Here is an 18433-nt window from a genome sequence, read left to right on the forward strand (position 1 = left end):
ATCAGTCCAGGTAGTCGCGCAGCACCTGCGACCGGCTGGGGTGCCGGAGCTTGGACATCGTCTTGGACTCGATCTGCCGGATCCGCTCGCGGGTGACCCCGTAGACCTGGCCGATCTCGTCGAGGGTGCGCGGCTGGCCGTCGGTGAGGCCGAAGCGCAGCCGGACGACGCCGGCCTCGCGCTCCGACAGCGTCTGCAGCACGCTGGTCAGCTGGTCCTGCATGAGGGTGAAGCTGACCGCGTCGACGGCGACGACCGCCTCGGAGTCCTCGATGAAGTCACCGAGCTGGCTGTCGCCCTCGTCACCGATGGTCTGGTCGAGGCTGATCGGCTCCCGGGCGTACTGCTGGATCTCCAGCACCTTGTCCGGGGTGATGTCCATCTCCTTGGCCAGCTCCTCCGGGGTGGGCTCGCGGCCCAGGTCCTGGAGCAGCTCGCGCTGGATGCGGCCGAGCTTGTTGATGACCTCGACCATGTGCACCGGGATGCGGATGGTGCGGGCCTGGTCGGCCATGGCGCGGGTGATCGCCTGGCGGATCCACCAGGTGGCGTAGGTGGAGAACTTGTAGCCCTTGGTGTAGTCGAACTTCTCGACCGCGCGGATCAGGCCCAGGTTGCCCTCCTGGATGAGGTCCAGGAAGGCCATGCCACGGCCGGTGTAGCGCTTGGCGAGGGAGACGACCAGGCGGAGGTTGGCCTCCAGCAGGTGGTTCTTGGCGCGCTCGCCGTCGCGGACGATCCAGTTGAGGTCGCGGCGCATCTGCGGGGAGAGCTTCTGGTTCTCCTCCTCGACCTGGCGCAGCCGCTCGGCGCCGTAGAGCCCGGCCTCGATCCGCTTGGCGAGGTCGACCTCCTCCTCGGCGGTGAGCAGCGCGACCTTGCCGATCTGCTTGAGGTAGGCGCGGACGGAGTCGGCCGAGGCGGTGAGCTCGGCGTCCTTGCGCGCCTGGCGCAGCGCCTCCGACTCCTCCTCGTCGTCCCACTCGAAGTCGGTGCCGCCCTCGGCCTCCTTCTCCTCGGGCTCGGCGACCGCCACACCGTCCTTGCCGGTGACGACGGTCTCGTCGAGCTTGAGGCCCTCGGCGCCGGCGTCGACGACGGCGACGGCCGAGCCGTCGGAGGCGACGGCGGTCAGCACGGTGCCCTCCCCGCTGCCGGGGGAGGGGGTGATGGTCGGCTTGCGCGCCGGGGCCTTCTTCGCCGTGGTCTTGGCGGCGGCCTTCTTGACCGGGGCCTTCTTCGCGGCGGCGGTCACGGTGGCGGTGGACTGCGACGTGGCGCTGGAACGCGCGGCGACCGTCCTGGGGCGGCTCACGGCTGCTTCCGGACCCTGCTGATCGGCGGGCACTCAGGTTCCTTCCCGTACTGCGGTGCGTTCCTCGAGGACCGTGTGGCCCGCGGGCAGCGGCCCCGACGCCGGCCCGGCGGCAGGTCCCGACGGCAGATCGCCCGGTGTTTGGCCGGGTGATCGAGAGGGGATGACCTGCTGGCTGGGGCAGCGGCGCTGGTGGGGCTCCTCCATTGTAACGGCGCCCCGGCGCCGGTCCACTGGTTCTCGCCGGGAAGGTGCCCCGTCACCTGCGTCGTCCCCCCGCCGGGGGAGACGACGGGGGCCCCGCAGGGCCCCCGGACGGGGTCACTGGCCGATGTGCTCCTCGGCGGCGAGCGCCGCGCCCACGATGCCGGCGTCGTTCAGCAGCTGCGCGGGCACCACCCGGGTGCGGGTGGACAGCAGCGGTACCCACTTGTCCGACTTCTTGCTGACCCCGCCGCCGACGATGATGAGGTCGGGCCACAGGCTCAGCTCCAGCACGTCGAGGTACCGGTCCACGCGCTTGGCCCACTCCGGGTAGCTCAGGCCGTCCCGCTCGCGGGCGGAGGCTGAGGCGCGCTTCTCGCCGTCCTCCCCGTCGACCTCGATGTGCCCGAACTCGGTGTTGGGCACCAGCCGGCCGTCGATGAACAGCGCGCTGCCGATCCCGGTGCCGAAGGTGAGCATGAGCACCACGCCCCGTTCGCCCCGACCCGCGCCGTAGGCCATCTCGGCGATGCCGGCGGCGTCGGCGTCGTTGAGCGTCTGGACCGTGCCGGGGATGGCCGCCTCGAGCCCCGCGGCCATGTCGGTGCCGATCCAGCTCTTGTCCATGTTCGCGGCGGTGAACGCCTCGCCGTGCTTCATGACGCCGGGGTAGGTGACGCCGATGCGCCCCTCCCAGCCGAACTGGCCGACGATGTCGGCGACCACCCCGTAGACCGGCTCGGGCAGGGCCGGTTGTGGGGTGGGTATGCGCACCCGCTCTCCGACCAGCTCGCCCTTGTCCAGGTCGACCACGCAGCCCTTGATGCCGCTGCCACCGATGTCCACTCCGAAGCCCTGCACGGGGGGAGGCTAGCGACCCACCGGCGCGACGGCACGCAGGTCGGGCAGGATCGGGTTCCGTGACGACCTCCGGAACGGCCGCGCCCGACCTGCCCACCGAGCTGCTCGAACTCGCCCGGGCCACGGCCGAGGAGGCCGCCGCCCTCGTCGGGGCCGGCCGCAGCACCGCGGCGGACCAAGTGGACACCAAGTCCAGCCCGGTCGACGTCGTCACCGCGGTGGACACCGCCAGCGAGGCGCTCATCGTCCGCCGGCTCACCGAGGCCCGGCCCGACGACGGCGTGCTGGGGGAGGAGGGCGCCGCGCGGGAGGGCACCAGCGGTGTCCGGTGGGTGGTCGACCCGATCGACGGGACGGTCAACTTCCTCTACGGGCTGCCGGCCTACGCCGTCTCCATCGCGGCGGAGGTCGACGGGCGGACCGAGGTCGGGGTGGTGCTCAACGTGGCCACCGGGGAGCTGTTCACCGCGGTGCGTGGCCGGGGCGCCTGGCTGACCGCCCCGGGCACCGCGGCGATGCAGCTCCACGGCAGCTCGCCGGCGTCCCTGGCGCAGGCGCTGGTGGCCACCGGGTTCGGCTACCGCGTCGAGCAGCGCCGGGCGCAGGGCGCCGTCGTCGCCCAGCTGCTGCCCGAGGTGCGCGACATCCGCCGGTGGGGGTGCGCCTCGCTGGACCTGTGCGCCGCAGCCGCCGGCCGGGTCGACGCCTACTACGAGCTGGACCTCAAGCCCTGGGACCACGCGGCCGGGGCGCTGGTGGCCGAGGAGGCCGGGCTGGTGGTCACCGGGACCGCCGGGCGGGCGTTCGCCGAGCCGATGGCGGTGGCGGCGGCTCCGCAGGTCGCCGGCGCGCTGGTCGAGCTCCTGGAGCGGCTGCACGCCGGTCGCTGAGGAGGAACCCCCGGCCCGACCAGGTGGACCGCCAGCGGGTGGCCGGTCAGCAGGTGGCGTCGGCGCTCTCCGCGGGCGCCAGCGCCGCGGTGACCTCCTCCGGGCTGGCGAGCCCGGCGAAGTCCGGGCCGAGCACCACGTCCACCCGCGCGTCGGCGCGGGTGTCGGGACGGTCGGTCGCCCCGGGCACGAAGACCTGCACGAAGTCGGCGGCCTCCCGGCCGCGGGGTCCGAACCGCAGCTCGCCCACGCCGGCGACCTCGAGGCCGGAGGAGTCGTTGGCGATCTCGTCGACGACGAACCCCCGTGCGACCAGCGCCTCGGACACCTCACCCGCCAGCCCGCCCCGGTCGGTCGCGTTGAGCACCCGGAGCCGCACCGAGGCGGGGTCCAGGGACGGCGGGGCGTCGCTGGACCGGCTGCAGGCGGCCGCTTCGGCGCGGTCGCGGGCGCGCTCGTCGCCCAGCACGTTCCACCACACGCCCAGCGCCGCGAGGGCGAGCACCAGCAGGAAGATCAGCGCCGGCAGGGGACGCCGCCCCCTGGGGCCGGGGGGACGCTGCGTGCTGTCACTTCCCGGCTCGCTCACGGCCCGTGACTCTAGTGGCGGGTGGGGTGGCTAGAGCGCACCGTGTGCCAGTGCGGCGCGTCCCCGCTCCACGCAGGGGCCGATCTTGTCCGCGAAACCGGTGGTGTCCTTGCCGGCCATCGCGCCGGCGCGGGACCGCGCCACCACCCCGGCCACGATCGCGGCGAACTTGAACCAGGCGAAGCCGACGTACCAGGACAGGTCGGTCAGGTCGGCGCCGGTGCGGTCGGCGTACCGCTGCGCCAGCTCCCGCCGGGTGGGGAAACCGGGCAGCGTGGTGACCGGCGAGATGGTCAGGCCGGTGTCCTCCCCGGCCTCCGGCCAGTAGACGAAGAGCATGCCCAGGTCGGTGAGCGGGTCGCCGAGGGTCGACATCTCCCAGTCCAGCACCGCCCGCACCCGGCCCGGCTGGACGGGGTCGAGCAGGCAGTTGTCCAGCCGGTAGTCGCCGTGGGTGATGCCGGCTCGTCGGCTCGCCGGCACCCGGGCGGCCAGCTCGGCGGCGAGCGCGTCCAGCGCCGGGCGGTCGGTGTCCCGGGTGGCCTCCCACTGCGTGGTCCAGCGGCGCACCTGCCGCTGCAGGAACCCCTCGGGCCGGCCGAAGTCGGCCAGCCCCACGGCGGCCGGGTCGACCGCGTGCAGGTCGGCCAGCACGTCGACCAGGCCGTCGGCCACCGCGCGGCGGCGGTCGGGCTCGTCGGCGTACCCCGGTGGCAGGGCCGTGGCCACGTGCACGCCGACCACCCGCTCCATCACGAAGAACGGCGCACCCAGGACGCTGGGGTCGGTCTCCAGGTGGACGGTCCGGGGGACCGGCACCGGGGTGCCGGCCAGGGCTGAGATCACCCGGTGCTCCCGCGCCATGTCGTGTGCGGTCGCCAGGACGGCGCCGGTGGGCGGCCGGCGGAGCACCAGCGCGTCGTCGGCCGAGCCGCCCGCGGGGGTGATGACGTACGTGAGGTTGGACATGCCCGCGGTGATCAGTTCCACCCGCACCGAACGCCACGCGTCGTCCCCGAGCACGCGGGCCAGATGGGGCCCGAGGACGGCCGGATCGGCACCCACCGGAGTCGCCATCGGCGCAGGGTAGCCTCTGCCGCTCCCCGTGCTGGGCGGCCGTCCGGCGGCCGCTCCGTACGCCCGATGTGTCGCGCCCGCCCGGGCGGGCACAAACCGGGGCCGGACCACGTTGGGGGGCCTGCCGAGTGCTGGTGCCCACCCGTGGGCCCCGGCCGGCGACAGACACCCGGCCGCTCCGGCGATCGGTACCACCGGCCGGTGGCGCCACGGCGACACCGGCGACGAACGGGCAGCACGCCCGTGATGACAGAGAGAAGGGGCACCCCATGGCCACCGACTACGACGCCCCCCGCCGCAACGAGGCCGACGAGCTCGGGGAGGACTCCCTCGAGGAGCTGAAGGCCCGCCGCGCCGAGGCCCAGTCGTCATCGGTCGACGTCGACGAGACCGACTTCAACGAGAACCTCGAGCTCCCCGGCGCCGACCTCTCCAACGAGGAGCTCACCGTCCGGGTGCTGCCCAAGCAGGAGGACGAGTTCACCTGCTCGCGCTGCTTCCTCGTGCAGCACCGCAGCCGGCTGGCCGCCACCCGCGGTGACCAGCTGTTCTGCCGCGACTGCTCCTGACGGAGGACCCCGCTGCCCTGGGCAGCGGGGCCGTTCCAGCACGTCCCCTGGTTCCAGCACGTCACCTGGAGGGTGCATGACCGAGCAGCCCGGCCGCCCCGGTCCCGCGCGGGACGTCCCGCCGCCACGCCCCGTGGGTGCCACCGAGGAGCCGCTGGTCGGTGAGGTCGTCGGCCCGGGGATGGGGGCCGCGGCCCGCGCCCTGGCCGACGCCGTCGCCGGGCTGCTGGGCCGGGACGGGCCGTCGGCCACGCCGTCGGGGTCGGACCGGACCGGCGCTGCCCGCGTGCTGGCGGAGGTGGCCGCCGCGATCGCCGGGGCGGCCCGGTCGGCCCGGGGCGCGGACGACCGCGCCGCCGGCACCGGGCGGGACCCCGGCCGCCCGCGCGGGGCCGCGGCGCCCGGTGGGCTGCTGGGCGACCTGCTCGACGCCGCCGCTCCGCGGCTGCCCATCCGGGACCGGGCGCGGCTGCGCGCCGCCCACCCCGGTGCCACCGACGAGGAGATCGCCGAGGCGCTGGTCGCCCGGGCGGCCCGGCTGACCGGCGGCGTCGGCGCCGCCACCGGCGGGCTGGCGGCGGCCCAGTGGTTCGCCCCACCCACGATGCTCGCCGTCCCGCTGGAGCTCGGCGCGCAGACGGCGCTCACCGCCGCCGTCGAGGTGGTCCTCGTCGGGGAGCTGCACGAGCTCGCCGGCCGTCCGGCGCCCGGTGACGCCCGCCGGCGGGCCACGGCCTACCTGGCCAGCTGGAGCACCCAGCGCGCCGTCGGCACCGCCTCCTCCGGAGGGGTGTTCGGGATGATCGGCTCGGCCGGGGCGGCCGCGCTGCGCCGCCAGCTCACCCGCCGGCTGGCCCGCAGCACCACCTCCCTCGCCCCGCTGCTGGTCGGCGCCACCCTGGCCGCGCGGGGCAACCGGAAGGCGACCGTCGCGTTGGCCGACCGGGTGCGCGCGGACCTGCGGACCCCGCTGCCCCCGCCCCGGCCCTGACCCGTGCCACGCGGCTAGCCTCGCGGCGTGTCCGCACTCCCTTCCGGCCGCCCGGCGCCGGCCGACGACGTCCTCGACGTCCCGGTGCTGCTCACCGGGGCCGACGCGGTGGCGCCCGCCTACGCCCTGCCCGGTGACGCGGGCGCCGACCTGTACCTGGCCGAGGACGTCGAGCTCGCCCCGCACCAGCGGGCGCTCGTCGGCACCGGGGTGGCGGTGGCCATCCCGGCCGGGTACGCCGGTTTCGTGCACCCGCGGTCCGGCCTCGCCCACCGGCTGGGCCTGAGCCTGGTCAACGCCCCCGGCACGATCGACGCCGGGTACCGCGGCGAGATCAAGGTGAACCTGGTCAACCTCGACCCGAGCGCCACCCTCCGGCTGGCCCGCGGTGAACGGGTCGCCCAGCTGGTCGTGCAGCCGGTGGTGCGGGCGCGCTTCGTGCCGGTGGCCGAACTGCCGCTCAGCGAGCGCGGCGCCGGCGGCCACGGCTCCACCGGCGGCGCCGCGGCGCTGGCCGCAGACCCCACGGAAGGACGGCCCTGACATGCCCTTCGGACGACGGCGCAACCGGATCGACCGGACCCTGCGCGAGCGCGGTGTCCCCCCGGAGCCGCAGGTCCGCGAGCGGGTCGAGCTGGAGACCTCCGGGCCGTGGGACGCCGCCGACGCCCCCGACGACGGGATGCCCCGGATCGACCTCGGGTCGCTGCAGCTGCCGGCGGTGCCCGGGATGGAGCTGCGGGTCGAGGTCAACCAGCAGCAGGTGGTGGTCGCGGCCACGCTGCGGGCGGGGGAGTCGCTGCTGCAGGTCTCCGTGTTCGCCGCGCCGCGGGCCGGCGGCCTGTGGGACGAGGTCCGGGCGGAGCTGGCCCGGAGCGCGAGCGGCCAGGGGGGACGCCTGGCCGAGACCGAGGGGCCGTTCGGCCCGGAGCTGACCGGCACGGTGGTGGCCACCGGGGCGGCGCAGCCCGGTCAGGCCGCGCCGCCCGCGCCGGAGCGGCGGGCGGCCCGGTTCCTCGGGGTCGACGGCCCCCGGTGGTTCCTGCGCGGCCTGCTGAGCGGGCCCGCCGCGGCGCCGGGGGGCGACGCGACCGCCCTGGAGAACGCGTTCCGGGAGATCGTGGTGGTCCGGGGCAGCCAGCCGATGCCGGTGCGCGACCCGTTGCCCCTCTCGCTGCCGCCGCAGGCCGCCGAGCAGCTGGCCCGCCAGCAGCAGGCCGGCCGCCCGGGCGCCCAGCAGGTCGCCCGCCCGGGCGCGCAGCAGGTCGCCCGCCCGGGTGCCCAGCCCACCGCGCGCCCGGCGGCGCCGCCCACCGCGCGCCCGGCGGCGCCGCCCACCGCCCGCCCGGCGGCGCCGCCCACCGCCCGCCCGGCGGCGCCGCCCACCGCCCGCCCGGCGGCGCCGCCCACCGACCGCCCGGCGACGCCGCCCACCGGCGCTGCCGGGTGATCGAACCGGCGGTGCACCGCTACGGGCCCGCGCCCGACCAGTTCCTCGAGCTCACCCTCCCGGCCGGTGACGGGCCCGCACCGGTCGCGGTGGTGGTGCACGGCGGCTTCTGGCGCGCCCCGTACGGCATCGAGCTGGCCCGCCCGCTCGCCGCCGACCTGGCCGGTCGTGGCTGGGCGGCGGTCGCCGTCGAGTACCGCCGGGTCGGTGCCGGTGGGGGCTGGCCGGCGACCCTCGCCGACGTGGCGGCGGCCGTGGACGCGCTGCCCAAGCTGCCCGAGCGCGGTCGCCTGGACCTCGACGACGTGACGGTGGTCGGGCACTCGGCGGGCGGGCACCTGGCTGCCTGGCTGGCCGGGCGCGCGTCGCTGCCGCCGGGTGCGCCCGGTGCGGCACCCCGGGTGCGGGTCACCGGCGCGGTGCTGCAGGCCGGGGTGCTCGACCTGGCGGCCGCCGCCGCGGCCGGGCTCGGGAACGGGGCGACCCAGGAGCTGCTCGGCGGGGGTCCGGACGACGTCCCCGACCGGTACGCCCTGGCCGACCCGGTGCGGCTGCTGCCCACCGGTGCCGCGACGCTGTGCGTGCACGGCGCGCAGGACACGTCCGTCCCGCCGGAGCAGAGCCAGCGGTACGCCGCGGCGGCCGGGCGCGCCGGTGACCGGGTCGAGGTCGACCTGGTGTCCGGCGACCACATGGTGCTCATCGACGTCGCCGGTGAGCCCTGGCGACGCACCGTCGCGTGGCTCGGCACACGCCGGACAGCCGCCCGGCACGGCACTACCCTGGACCCGTGACCGAGACGAGGGCCGGGGCGCCGGCCGCCCAGCCGGGAGCGCGGGGCTGGCTGTCCCGCACCCTGCAGAAGCTGACCGCCGACGACCAGGAGGTCGACGCCCGCGCCCTGCAGTCCGACGTCGCCTCCGCCGGCTGCGCGCCGGTCAGCGACTGCCGCAAGGGCGAGGTGGTCACCGTCACCGGCCGGCTGAAGTCGGTCGTCTACACCCCGCGGGAGACGGTGCCCACCCTGGAGGCCGAGCTGTTCGACGGCTCCGGGTCGGTCACCCTCGTCTGGCTCGGCCGGCGGCGCATCCCCGGGATCGAGCCCGGCCGGCGGCTGACCGCCCACGGCCGGTTCGGCGCCTTCGACGGGCGGCGGGTCATCTACAACCCCCGGTACGAGCTGAGCGCCGGGTGACCCGGCGGTGACGGCGCCGTCGGGGGCCGGCCCGGCCGACGACGAGAAGGTCACGTTCGACCGCCACCTGGTGCTCGATCAGCTCGGCGGCTGGCGCGGCATGGTCGACGCCTCGCTGCCGACGATCGCCTTCGTGGTCGCCAACGCCATCGGCGGCCTGCGGGTCGGCATCTGGACGGCGGTCGCCGCCGCGCTGGTGGTCTTCCTGCTGCGGCTGGTCCGCCGGCAGACCGTGCAGCAGGCGATCAGCGGGCTGTTCGCCGTCGCGGTCGCCGTCGCGATCGCCTGGCGGACGGGTGAGGCCCGCGACTTCTTCGTGCTGGGCATCGTGCGCAACGCCGCCATCGGCGTGGTGCTGATCGGCTCCCTGGCGTTCCGCCGGCCGCTCGTGGGCGTGGTCGCGGAGTGGCTGGCGCCCAGCCACCTGGGGGCGATGGCGGCCCATCGGCTGCCGTCACTGCGCGGCAAGCTCCCCGGGCGCCGGAACCCGGTGCCCGCGGTCGACGTCGACGCCGCGGCCGAGGCCGTCACCCGTGCCCGGCAGCCGGACGTCGCGCCGGACGTGCACTGGCGCGACGACCCGCGGATGATCCGGGCTTACTCCTGGCTGACCGTGCTGTGGGGCGGGGTGTTCCTGCTCCGTGCCGCGGTGACCGGGCTCTTCTACTGGCAGGACGAGGTGGGCTGGCTGGGCACCTCGTCAGTGGTGCTGGGCCTGCCGGTGACCGCCGTCCAGCTGGTGGTCACGCTGTGGGTGGTGGCCCGCCTGCACCAGCACCGCTCGGCCGAGCCCACTGCCTGACGGGGCGGCCCCCTCGCAGGGGCCCGCCGCGAGCCTGCGAGCGGTGGGGGGCGAGGGGGTCCTTCAACAGCTCCCGTCGGGGCAGAGCACCCGCTGGAGCTCGTCCTCGATGTCCCCGTGGGTGACGAACAGCAGCTCGTCGCCGGCCTCCAGCGGCTCGTCCGGGGCGGGGGTGATGACCCGGTCGCCGCGCAGGATCGTGGTGAGCACCGTCTCCCGGGGCAGCGGCACCTCACGCAGCGGCCGGCCCACCCAGGGGGTGTCCTCGGCCAGCGTGATCTCGACCAGGTTCGCCGCGCCCTTGCGGAAGCTCATCAGCCGGACGACGTCGCCGACGGTGACCGCCTCCTCGACCAGTGCGGCGAGCACCCGCGGGGTGGAGACGGCGACGTCGACGCCCCAGGCCTCGGTGTAGAGCCACTCGTTGCGCGGGTCCTTGACCCGGGCGACGACGCGGTTGACCGCGAACTCGGTCTTCGCCAGCAGCGAGACGACCAGGTTGGCCTTGTCGTCACCGGTGGCGGCGATGACCACGTCGCAGGTGGCCAGCTGCGCCTCCTCCAGGGAGGAGACCTCGCAGGCGTCGGCCTGCACCCACTCCGCGCCGGGCACGGACCTGGGCTTGACCCGCGAGCCGTTGCGCTCGATGAGCATGACGCTGTGCCCGTTGCCGAGCAGCTCGGTGGCGATGGAGCGGCCGACGGCGCCGGCCCCCACGATGGCGACCCGCATCAGCGGTGCCCCCCAGTGGACGGTGCCGGGTTCATGGTCTCGTGCACGCGGTCGGTGATGTCGTCGGTGGCGGCGACGACCAGGTGGTCGCCGGTCTGCAGCACGGTGGTCGGGGTGGGCAGCTGGGCATCCCCGAAGCGGAGCAGCCAGGCGGCGCGGGCCCCGGAGGCGGCCTCCAGCTCGGTGAGCGGCCGGCCCACCCAGCGGTCGGTGACGGTGACCCGCATGAGCAGCACCTGACCGGTGGGCTCGCGCCAGATCTCGGTGACCTTGACCGACAGCAGCTCGCGCATGAGCCGGTTGACCGTCCACGGGACGGTGGCGACGCTCGGGATGCCCATCCGCTCGTAGACCTCCGCGCGCTTGGAGTCGTAGATGCGCGCGACGACGTGCTCGACGCCGAAGGTCTCCCGGGCCACCCGGGCGCTGATGATGTTGGAGTTGTCGCCGCTGCTGACGGCGGCGAAGGCGCCGGCGGAGTCGATGCCGGCGTCGAGCAGTGTCTGCCGGTCGAAGCCGAGCCCGGTCACCTGCCGGCCACCGAACTCCGGGCCGAGCCGGCGGAACGCCTCGGGGTCCTGGTCGATGACCGCGACGCTGTGCCCGATCGTCTCCAGGCGCCGGGCGATCGCCGACCCGACGCGGCCGCAGCCCATGACGACCACGTGCACTGTCCCACCCCGCCTGTTCGACACCTCGTGCCCGGGCGCACCGCGTCCTGGGCTCCAGCGGGCGAAGCTACACCCGCTGGAGGGCCCGGGTGGGCGCGCAGGGCCGCTGCCCACCCACCCGGGGGCCCGTGTGAGTGAGGTCGCCCCGTTGCGGCGCTCCGCGGGCCGACGCGTCCGTACCATCGCCGCCGTGCCAACCCTGTCCGACCTCGGACAACTACCGAAGCGACTCGTCCTCGGCCGACCGGTGCGCAGCGACCGGGTCGGTGAGTCGTTGCTGCCCAAGCACCTGGCGCTGCCCATCTTCGCCAGCGACCCGCTCTCCTCCGTGGCCTACGCCACCCAGGAGATCCTGATCGTGCTGACGCTGGCCGGGACGGCGTTCCTGTTCCTGGCGCCGTGGCTCGCCGTCCTCGTGGTCCTGCTGCTCACCGTCGTGGTGCTCTCCTACCGGCAGGTGGTCCGCGCCTACCCCTCCGGCGGTGGCGACTACGAGGTGGCGATGAAGAACCACGGCCAGTTCGCCGGGCTGACCGTGGCCAGCGCGCTGCTGACCGACTACGTGCTCACCGTGGCGGTGTCGGTCTCGGCGGGCACCGACAACATCATCTCGGCGTTCCCGACGCTCAACGAGCACCGGGTGCTGATCGCCGTCGGGCTGGTGGTGCTGCTGGCCGCGGCCAACCTGCGCGGGCTGCGGGAGTCGGGCCGGACCTTCGCCGCGCCGACGTACCTGTTCGTCGCCGGCATCATGGTCATGATCGTCACCGGGCTGGTCCGGGACTTCATGACCGACTCCCCGGTCATCGCCGAGAGCGCCGGCTGGTCGATCACCCCCGAGCCGGGCTACGAGCAGCTCACCGGCGTGGCGCTGGTGTTCTTCGTGCTGCGCGCCTTCGCCTCGGGCTGCACCGCGTTGACCGGCGTCGAGGCGATCGCGAACGGGGTGCCGGCGTTCCGCCCGCCGAAGAGCCGCAACGCCGCGACCACCCTCGCGCTGATGGGTGGCATCGCCGCCACCATGTTCGCCGGGGTGACCGCGCTGGCCCTGCTCGCCGACGTCAAGTACGCCGAGCACACCTGCGACCTGGTGGGCTTCCCGGGCGACTGCGAGACCGACCCGCAGCGCACCGTCATCGCCCAGCTGGCCGCGGCCACGTTCGGCGGGGACACCTCGGTCGGGTTCTTCTTCATCCAGGCCGCGACCGCGCTGGTGCTGATCCTCGCCGCGAACACCGCGTTCAACGGCTTCCCGCTGCTCGGTTCGGTGCTCGCCCAGGACCGGTTCATGCCCCGCCAGCTGCACACCCGCGGCGACAAGCTGGTCTACAGCAACGGCATCCTGCTGCTGGCCGGGTTCGCGGCGCTGCTCATCGTCGGGTTCGAGGCCGACGTCAACCGGCTGATCCAGATGTACATCGTCGGCGTCTTCACCAGCTTCAGCATCGGGCAGTGGGGCATGGTGCGGCACTGGAACCGTGAGCTGCGCGGCACCGAGGACCGGCAGGAGCGGGCCCGGATGCGCCGCTCGCAGCTGATCAACACCATCGGCGGGTCGCTGACCTCGGTCGTGCTGGTGATCATCGTGATCACCAAGTTCACCCGCGGGGCGTGGCTGGTCATCCTGGTGATGCCGTTCATCTTCCTGCTGATGCGGGCGATCAACCGGCACTACTCCAACGTCTCCCGGCAGCTCGTGCCCGACACCGACGCCCGGACGCTGCCGAGCAAGGTGCACGCGGTCGTGCTCGTCTCCAAGGTGCACAAGCCCACGCTGCGGGCGCTGGCCTTCGCCCGGGCCACCCGCCCGGACGTGCTCACCGCGCTGACGGTGAACGTCGACGACGCCGAGACCCGGGCGCTGCAGGCCGACTGGGACCGCTACGACATCCCCGTCCCGCTGACCGTGCTGGAGTCGCCCTACCGGGAGATCACCCGGCCGGTCGTCGACTTCGTCAAGGACATCCGCCGTGCCAGCCCGCGGGAGCTGGTGGTGGTGTTCGTGCCGCAGTACGTCGTCGGCCACTGGTGGGAGAACGTGCTGCACAACCAGAGCGCGCTGCGGCTGCGTACCCGGCTGCAGTTCCAGCCCGGTGTGATGATCACCAGCGTGCCGTGGCAGCTGGAGAGCTCGATGGACCGTGAGGGCGGGAACGGCGGCGGCCCGGCGCCGGGCGACCTGCGCCGCGGGCTGACCTCCGAGGCGGAGCAGACGCCCTATGGATGAAGGACTCCCTCTCCCCCCACGCCTCGCACGCTCGGCGCGGGCCCCTGAGAGGGGGCCGTCGGCTGGTGGCGGCGGCTGGGTCGGCTCCCGTTTCGTCGTGACCGTCGGGCCGGTGGCGCACGGTGGGCACTGCGTGGCCCGGCACGAGGGCCGGGTGGTCTTCGTCCGGCACGCCCTGCCCGGTGAGCGGGTGGTCGTGCAGGTCACCGAGGACCGGCAGAAGGGCTTCTGCCGCGCCGATGCCGTCCAGGTGCTCGAGGCCGCGGCGGACCGGGTGGAGCGAGCCTGCCCGTACAGCGGCCCCGGCCGGTGCGGGGGCTGCGACTGGCAGCACGTCAGCCACGCCGGCCAGCTCCGGCTGAAGTCCGACGTCGTCGCCGAGCAGCTGTCCCGGCTCGCCGGACTGGACGTCGCCGTGACCGTCGAGCCGCTGCCCGGCGGGCCGCTGCGCTGGCGGTCCCGGGCGCGCTTCGCCGTCGACCGGACCGGGTCGCCGGGGTTGCGCCGGCACCGCTCGCACGACGTCGTCCCGCTCGACGACTGCCCGATCACCGCCGAGCCGGCCGCGCAGGCGGTGCTGGGCCGGCGCTGGCTGGACGCCGGCGCGGTGGACGTCGGGCTCGACTCGGCCGGTGTCGTGACGACGACGACGCTGGACCGCCGCGGCCGGCCGCTGGAGACCCAGGTGCTGCGGCCCGGGGTCGACGTGCCCGAGGAACCGGCCGGACGGGCGCAGCGGACCGCCGGCGGCCGGGACTGGGAGGTCGAGGGCACCGGCTTCTGGCAGGTGCACCCGGCCGCCGCCGACGCGCTGGTCGGCGCCGTCCTCGGCTTCGCCGCGGTGCAGCCGGGGGAGACCGTGCTGGACCTCTACGCCGGGGCCGGCCTGTTCGGCGGTGCCCTGGCGCCGGGGGTGGGCGCGGCGGGCCGGGTGGTGTGCGTCGAGTCCGACGAGGCCGCCTGCGCCGCCGCCGACGCCAACCTCGCCGACCTGCCGCAGGCCGAGGTGTGGCAGGGCGACGTGGACGCCGCCGGGCTCACCGAGTTGCTGGGCGACCTGGCGCGGCCCGACGTCGTCGTGCTGGACCCGCCGCGGGCGGGCGCCGGGCCGGAGGTGAGCCGGGTGATCGCCGGTGCGCGGCCACGGGCCGTCGTCTACGTGGCGTGCGACCCCGCGTCGCTGGCGCGGGACGTCGCCGCGTTCGCCGGGGCCGGCTACCGGCTGGCCGACCTGCGCGCCTTCGACTGCTTCCCGATGACCGCGCACGTGGAGTGCGTCGCCCTGCTCGTCCCGGCCTGACTCAACCGGCGCGGACGGCCAGCAGGTAGGCCTGGCGGCTCTTCTCGTACGGGGACCCGTCGGGCTCGCGGAGCACCCGGGCGCGCACGGCGAGGCCGGCATCGGCCAGCTGCCGCTCCACCCGGTGCGGGTCCAGCCGCCAGGCGTGCAGCGAGATCTCGTGGCCGTAGCCCTGCCGGTGGTGCACCGGCTCGTCGGCGCCGGCCTGGAACGCCAGGAGCAGTGGCGCACCGGGCCGCAGCACCCGGGTGAGCTCGGCGAACACCACCGGTTGCCGCTCCGGCGGGGTGTGGATCACCGAGTACCAGGCCAGCGCCCCGGCCAGGCCGCCGTCCGGCAGGTCGAGTGCGGTCAGGGAGCCCACGTCGAAGCGCAGTTGCGGGTGGCGGCGGCGGGCCACCTCCACCATGCCGGGGGAGAGGTCGACCCCGAAGGCGTCCAGGCCGAGGTCGGCGAGGTGGCTGGTGATCCGCCCCGGCCCGCACCCGAGGTCACCGACCGGTCCACCAGCGCCGGCGAGCACCTGCTCGGCGAAGACGCCCAGCAGGGCCCGGTCCATCGGGCTCTCCGCGAGCAGGGACCGGGCCAGCTCCTCGTAGGAGGCGGCCACCGTGTCGTACGCGGTGCGGGTCTCGGCCAGCTGGTCGGTGGGGTCGCCCTCGGGTCCGGTCACGCCCGGGACCGTACGACCGGCCACCGACACGTCACCGTTCGAACACACGTGCGATCCGGTGTCGGGATGGAGCCCGGCCGGCCGCACACTGGTCCGGTGAGCGACGCACTGCCCCCGGGCTGGCCGGACGAGGTCGCACCGCCGGGCGCCCCCGACTGGGAGCAGACCGCCGTCGCCTGGCTGTACGACCTGGTGCCGCCGGACTACCGGGCCCACGAGGTGCTGCGCCGGTACCCGGTGCTGCTGGCCCGCTTCGCCGCCGACCACGTCGCCGCCGGCCTGGAGGCCGCCCGGGCCGGCTGGCGGACGCTGCGGGTGGAGCTCGCCGACCAGCTGCCGCCCGACGCCATGGAAGCGGCGATGACCGCCTACGAACGCGAGGGCGTCCGTCTCAACCGCGCGGCGCGGGGCGTCGAGGTGGTCGCCGGGGCGCTGCGCGGTGAGCGCTGGGTGCCCCGGCTGTAGCTCCGCCGCTCACCGGGCAGGTCGCCGGTTCGCAGTTACAGTGGGGGTTCACCGGCAGCGCCTTCCCGGACGCCGTCGTCGTCGAGAGGACCCTGCCCCGCCGTGTCGTTGCTCAGCTCGTTGACCGGGCCCGCCGACCTCCGGGCGCTGCGGCCGGACCAGCTGCCGGTCCTGGCCGCCGAGATCCGCGACGCGCTGGTCGCCAGCGTGGCGAAGACCGGTGGGCACCTGGGCCCCAACCTCGGCGCGGTCGAGCTCACCATCGCGCTGCACCGGGTCTTCGACTCCCCGCGCGAGCCGATCGTCTTCGACACCGGGCACCAGGCCTACGTGCACAAGCTGCTCACCGGGCGGCTCGACGGCTTCGCCCAGCTCCGCCAGCGCGGGGGGCTCTCCGGCTACCCGAGCCGGGCGGAGAGCCCGCACGACTGGGTGGAGAACAGCCACGCCTCCACCTCGCTGTCCTACGCCGACGGGCTGGCCAAGGCCTTCGCCGTCCGCGGTGACGTGCGGCCGGTGGCCGCCGTGATCGGCGACGGCGCGCTGACCGGCGGGATGGCCTGGGAGGCGCTGAACAACATCGCGGCCGCCCAGGACCGCCCGGTGGTCATCGTGGTCAACGACAACGGCCGCTCCTACTCACCGACCATCGGCGGGGTCGCCGACGCGCTGGCCAGCCTGCGGCTGCGGCCGGGCTACGAGGAGGCGCTCGCCGCCGTCCGCCAGGCGCTGCACAAGGCACCGGTGGTCGGCACGAAGCTCTACGACGCCCTGCACGCGATCAAGAAGGGCCTCAAGGACGTCCTGAGCCCGCAGGGCATGTTCGAGGACCTCGGCATGAAGTACGTCGGACCGGTCGACGGCCACGACGTGGAGATGATGGAGCACGCGCTGCGCCGGGCGCGGTCCTTCGGCGGGCCGGTGATCGTGCACGCGGTCACCACCAAGGGGTTCGGTTACCCGCCGGCGGAGACCGACACCGTCGACGCCTGGCACTCCACCGGCGTCTTCGAGCCCGACAGCGGGCTCTCCTCGGCGGCCAAGGGCCCGGAGTGGACCGACGTCTTCGCCGACGAGCTGGTGCGCATCGGCGCCGAGCGCTCCGACGTCGTCGCGATCACCGCGGCCATGCTGCACCCCACCGGGCTCGCGCCGTTCGCCGAGCGGTTCCCCGAGCGCACCTACGACGTCGGCATCGCCGAGCAGCACGCGCTCACCTCGGCCGCCGGGCTGGCGATGGCGGGGCTGCACCCGGTCGTCGCCGTCTACTCGACCTTCCTCAACCGGGCATTCGACCAGCTGCTGATGGACGTCGCCCTGCACCGGCAGCCGGTCACCGTGGTGCTCGACCGGGCCGGGGTCACCGGCTCCGACGGCGCCTCGCACAACGGCATGTGGGACATGTCGATCCTCTCCGTCGTCCCCGGCCTGCACCTGGCCGCGCCGCGGGACGAGCCGACGCTGCGGGAGGCGCTGCGGGAGTCGATGGAGGTCACCGACGCGCCCACCGTCGTCCGCTTCCCCAAGGGCGCGCTGCCGGTCGAGGTGCCCGCGCTGGAGCGCCGCGGCCCGGTCGACGTGCTGCGCCGCGCGGCGTCGCCGGAGGTCCTGCTGGTCGCCGTCGGCTCGCTCGTGCCGATGTGCCTGTCCGCCGCCGATCGGGCGGCCGACCACGGCATCGAGGTCACCGTCGTCGACCCGCGGTGGGTGCTGCCGGTCGCCGACGAGCTGGTCGCCCTCGCCGCCGAGCACCGGCTGGTCGTCACCGTCGAGGACGGCGGCCGCGCCGGCGGGGTGGGGACGACGCTCAGCCAGGCGCTGCAGGACCGCGACTGCGACGTCCCGGTGCGCACGCTGGGCCTGCCGCAGCGGTTCTTCGACCACGGCAGCCGCGGGCAGGTGCTGGCCGACGCCGGGCTGACCGAGCAGGACGTCGCCCGCCGGATCGTCGAGTGGGCGGCCCGGGTGGCCGACCGGGGCGCCGGGGAGAACCGGGTGGCCGACATCGAGGGCCAGCAGCAGTGACGGAACCCACCGGCGAGTGGGTCATCGCCGAGATCCAGGTCGCTCCCTCGCCGCCGGGCACCGCGGCCGACCCGCACGCGCACGTCGAGGCGGCCATCGGCGCGATCGCCGGCTCGGGGCTGCGGTACGAGGTCGGCGCGCTGGGCACCACGCTGGAGGGGCCGGCCGACGTCGTCTGGGACACCCTGCGCGCCGCCCACGAGGCGATGATGCTGGCCGGCGCCGACGGCGGGCTGTCGCACGTGAAGATCGCCTCGGTGAACCGCACGATGGACAGCCTCACCCACAAGTTCCGCTAGCCCACTCGTCGCCGAAGTGGCCACTTCGGCGACCCCGTCGTGCCCCCGGCGGGGGGGGGGCGGCGGCGTGGCGGGGGCGCCAGGCGGGGGGGGCCGGG

General features: G+C 75.3%; 20 protein-coding genes. 13 read left to right on the top strand and 7 right to left on the bottom strand.

The features are described from left to right. Position 1 precedes the first annotated feature (1 nt). Complete coding sequence (locus ACI79U_RS08690; protein WP_457069645.1) at positions 2 to 1315, bottom strand: RNA polymerase sigma factor; 1314 nt, start codon at positions 1313 to 1315, stop codon at positions 2 to 4. A gap of 321 nt (positions 1316 to 1636) precedes the next feature. Beyond that, positions 1637 to 2380: a polyphosphate--glucose phosphotransferase gene (gene ppgK, locus ACI79U_RS08695; RefSeq protein ID WP_457069643.1), complete on the bottom strand. Its 744-nt coding sequence runs from the start codon at positions 2378 to 2380 to the stop codon at positions 1637 to 1639. Positions 2381 to 2439: 59 nt separating this feature from the next. On the opposite strand from ppgK, the gene ACI79U_RS08700 reads away from it, so the two are divergent. Continuing rightward, positions 2440 to 3270 (top strand): inositol monophosphatase family protein, encoded by an 831-nt coding sequence (locus ACI79U_RS08700; protein ID WP_457069641.1) that lies wholly within the window; start codon positions 2440 to 2442, stop codon positions 3268 to 3270. A gap of 46 nt (positions 3271 to 3316) precedes the next feature. Here the strand turns inward: ACI79U_RS08700 and ACI79U_RS08705 are convergent, their stop codons facing one another. Continuing rightward, a complete protein-coding gene (locus ACI79U_RS08705) occupies positions 3317 to 3859 on the bottom strand; it encodes a LytR C-terminal domain-containing protein (RefSeq protein WP_457069639.1) in 543 nt (180 codons plus the stop codon). 30 nt (positions 3860 to 3889) lie between these two features. Further along, complete coding sequence (locus ACI79U_RS08710; protein WP_457069637.1) at positions 3890 to 4936, bottom strand: phosphotransferase family protein; 1047 nt, start codon at positions 4934 to 4936, stop codon at positions 3890 to 3892. 269 nt (positions 4937 to 5205) lie between these two features. On the opposite strand from ACI79U_RS08710, the gene ACI79U_RS08715 reads away from it, so the two are divergent. From ACI79U_RS08715 to ACI79U_RS08745, 7 genes are all read left to right on the top strand, one after another. Beyond that, positions 5206 to 5505, top strand: coding sequence for a DUF4193 domain-containing protein (locus ACI79U_RS08715; RefSeq protein ID WP_457069635.1), 300 nt, complete (start codon positions 5206 to 5208; stop codon positions 5503 to 5505). Between the two features lie 76 nt (positions 5506 to 5581). Then, positions 5582 to 6496 (top strand): hypothetical protein, encoded by a 915-nt coding sequence (locus ACI79U_RS08720; RefSeq protein WP_457069633.1) that lies wholly within the window; start codon positions 5582 to 5584, stop codon positions 6494 to 6496. Positions 6497 to 6523: 27 nt separating this feature from the next. Then, a complete protein-coding gene (dut, locus tag ACI79U_RS08725) occupies positions 6524 to 7039 on the top strand; it encodes a dUTP diphosphatase (protein ID WP_457069631.1) in 516 nt (171 codons plus the stop codon). Position 7040: 1 nt separating this feature from the next. Continuing rightward, on the top strand, positions 7041 to 7946 hold the full coding sequence (locus tag ACI79U_RS08730; protein WP_457069629.1) for a DUF3710 domain-containing protein: 906 nt from the start codon (positions 7041 to 7043) through the stop codon (positions 7944 to 7946). After that, a complete protein-coding gene (locus ACI79U_RS08735; protein ID WP_457069627.1) occupies positions 7943 to 8740 on the top strand; it encodes an alpha/beta hydrolase family protein in 798 nt (265 codons plus the stop codon). The genes ACI79U_RS08730 and ACI79U_RS08735 overlap by 4 nt, the downstream gene beginning before the upstream one ends. Next, on the top strand, positions 8737 to 9141 hold the full coding sequence (locus ACI79U_RS08740) for an OB-fold nucleic acid binding domain-containing protein (protein WP_457069625.1): 405 nt from the start codon (positions 8737 to 8739) through the stop codon (positions 9139 to 9141). Before ACI79U_RS08735 ends, ACI79U_RS08740 begins: the two co-directional genes overlap by 4 nt. Positions 9142 to 9148: 7 nt before the next feature. Further along, positions 9149 to 9943, top strand: a complete 795-nt coding sequence (locus ACI79U_RS08745; protein ID WP_457069623.1) for a DUF3159 domain-containing protein — start codon at positions 9149 to 9151, stop codon at positions 9941 to 9943. Positions 9944 to 10006: 63 nt separating this feature from the next. Here ACI79U_RS08745 and ACI79U_RS08750 read toward each other — a convergent pair whose 3' ends face one another. Both ACI79U_RS08750 and ACI79U_RS08755 read right to left on the bottom strand, forming a co-directional pair. Then, positions 10007 to 10675 carry a potassium channel family protein gene (locus tag ACI79U_RS08750; protein WP_457069622.1) on the bottom strand — a complete coding sequence of 223 codons (669 nt, stop codon included), beginning with the start codon at positions 10673 to 10675 and terminating at the stop codon, positions 10007 to 10009. Next, entirely contained in the window at positions 10675 to 11346 is a 672-nt protein-coding gene (locus ACI79U_RS08755) for a potassium channel family protein (protein ID WP_457069619.1), read from the bottom strand. The genes ACI79U_RS08750 and ACI79U_RS08755 overlap by 1 nt, the downstream gene beginning before the upstream one ends. A 190-nt stretch (positions 11347 to 11536) precedes the next feature. Between ACI79U_RS08755 and ACI79U_RS08760 the strand changes: the two genes are divergently transcribed. Then, positions 11537 to 13573: an APC family permease gene (locus ACI79U_RS08760; protein ID WP_457069617.1), complete on the top strand. Its 2037-nt coding sequence runs from the start codon at positions 11537 to 11539 to the stop codon at positions 13571 to 13573. Continuing rightward, the gene (locus ACI79U_RS08765) at positions 13566 to 14873 is read left to right on the top strand and encodes a class I SAM-dependent RNA methyltransferase (protein WP_457069615.1); all 1308 of its coding nucleotides are present in this window, start codon (positions 13566 to 13568) and stop codon (positions 14871 to 14873) included. The genes ACI79U_RS08760 and ACI79U_RS08765 overlap by 8 nt, the downstream gene beginning before the upstream one ends. A 1-nt stretch (position 14874) precedes the next feature. Here the strand turns inward: ACI79U_RS08765 and ACI79U_RS08770 are convergent, their stop codons facing one another. After that, on the bottom strand, positions 14875 to 15546 hold the full coding sequence (locus ACI79U_RS08770) for a class I SAM-dependent DNA methyltransferase (protein WP_457069613.1): 672 nt from the start codon (positions 15544 to 15546) through the stop codon (positions 14875 to 14877). A 96-nt stretch (positions 15547 to 15642) separates the two neighbouring features. Between ACI79U_RS08770 and ACI79U_RS08775 the strand changes: the two genes are divergently transcribed. From ACI79U_RS08775 to ACI79U_RS08785, 3 genes are all read left to right on the top strand, one after another. Then, positions 15643 to 16011, top strand: a complete 369-nt coding sequence (locus tag ACI79U_RS08775) for a hypothetical protein (RefSeq protein ID WP_457069611.1) — start codon at positions 15643 to 15645, stop codon at positions 16009 to 16011. Between the two features lie 102 nt (positions 16012 to 16113). Further along, complete coding sequence (dxs, locus tag ACI79U_RS08780) at positions 16114 to 18036, top strand: 1-deoxy-D-xylulose-5-phosphate synthase (RefSeq protein ID WP_457069609.1); 1923 nt, start codon at positions 16114 to 16116, stop codon at positions 18034 to 18036. Then, complete coding sequence (locus tag ACI79U_RS08785; protein ID WP_457069607.1) at positions 18033 to 18335, top strand: thiamine-binding protein; 303 nt, start codon at positions 18033 to 18035, stop codon at positions 18333 to 18335. Before dxs ends, ACI79U_RS08785 begins: the two co-directional genes overlap by 4 nt. The last annotated feature ends 98 nt before the right edge of the window (positions 18336 to 18433 follow it).

It is taken from the genome of Modestobacter sp. SYSU DS0904 (assembly GCF_054051115.1).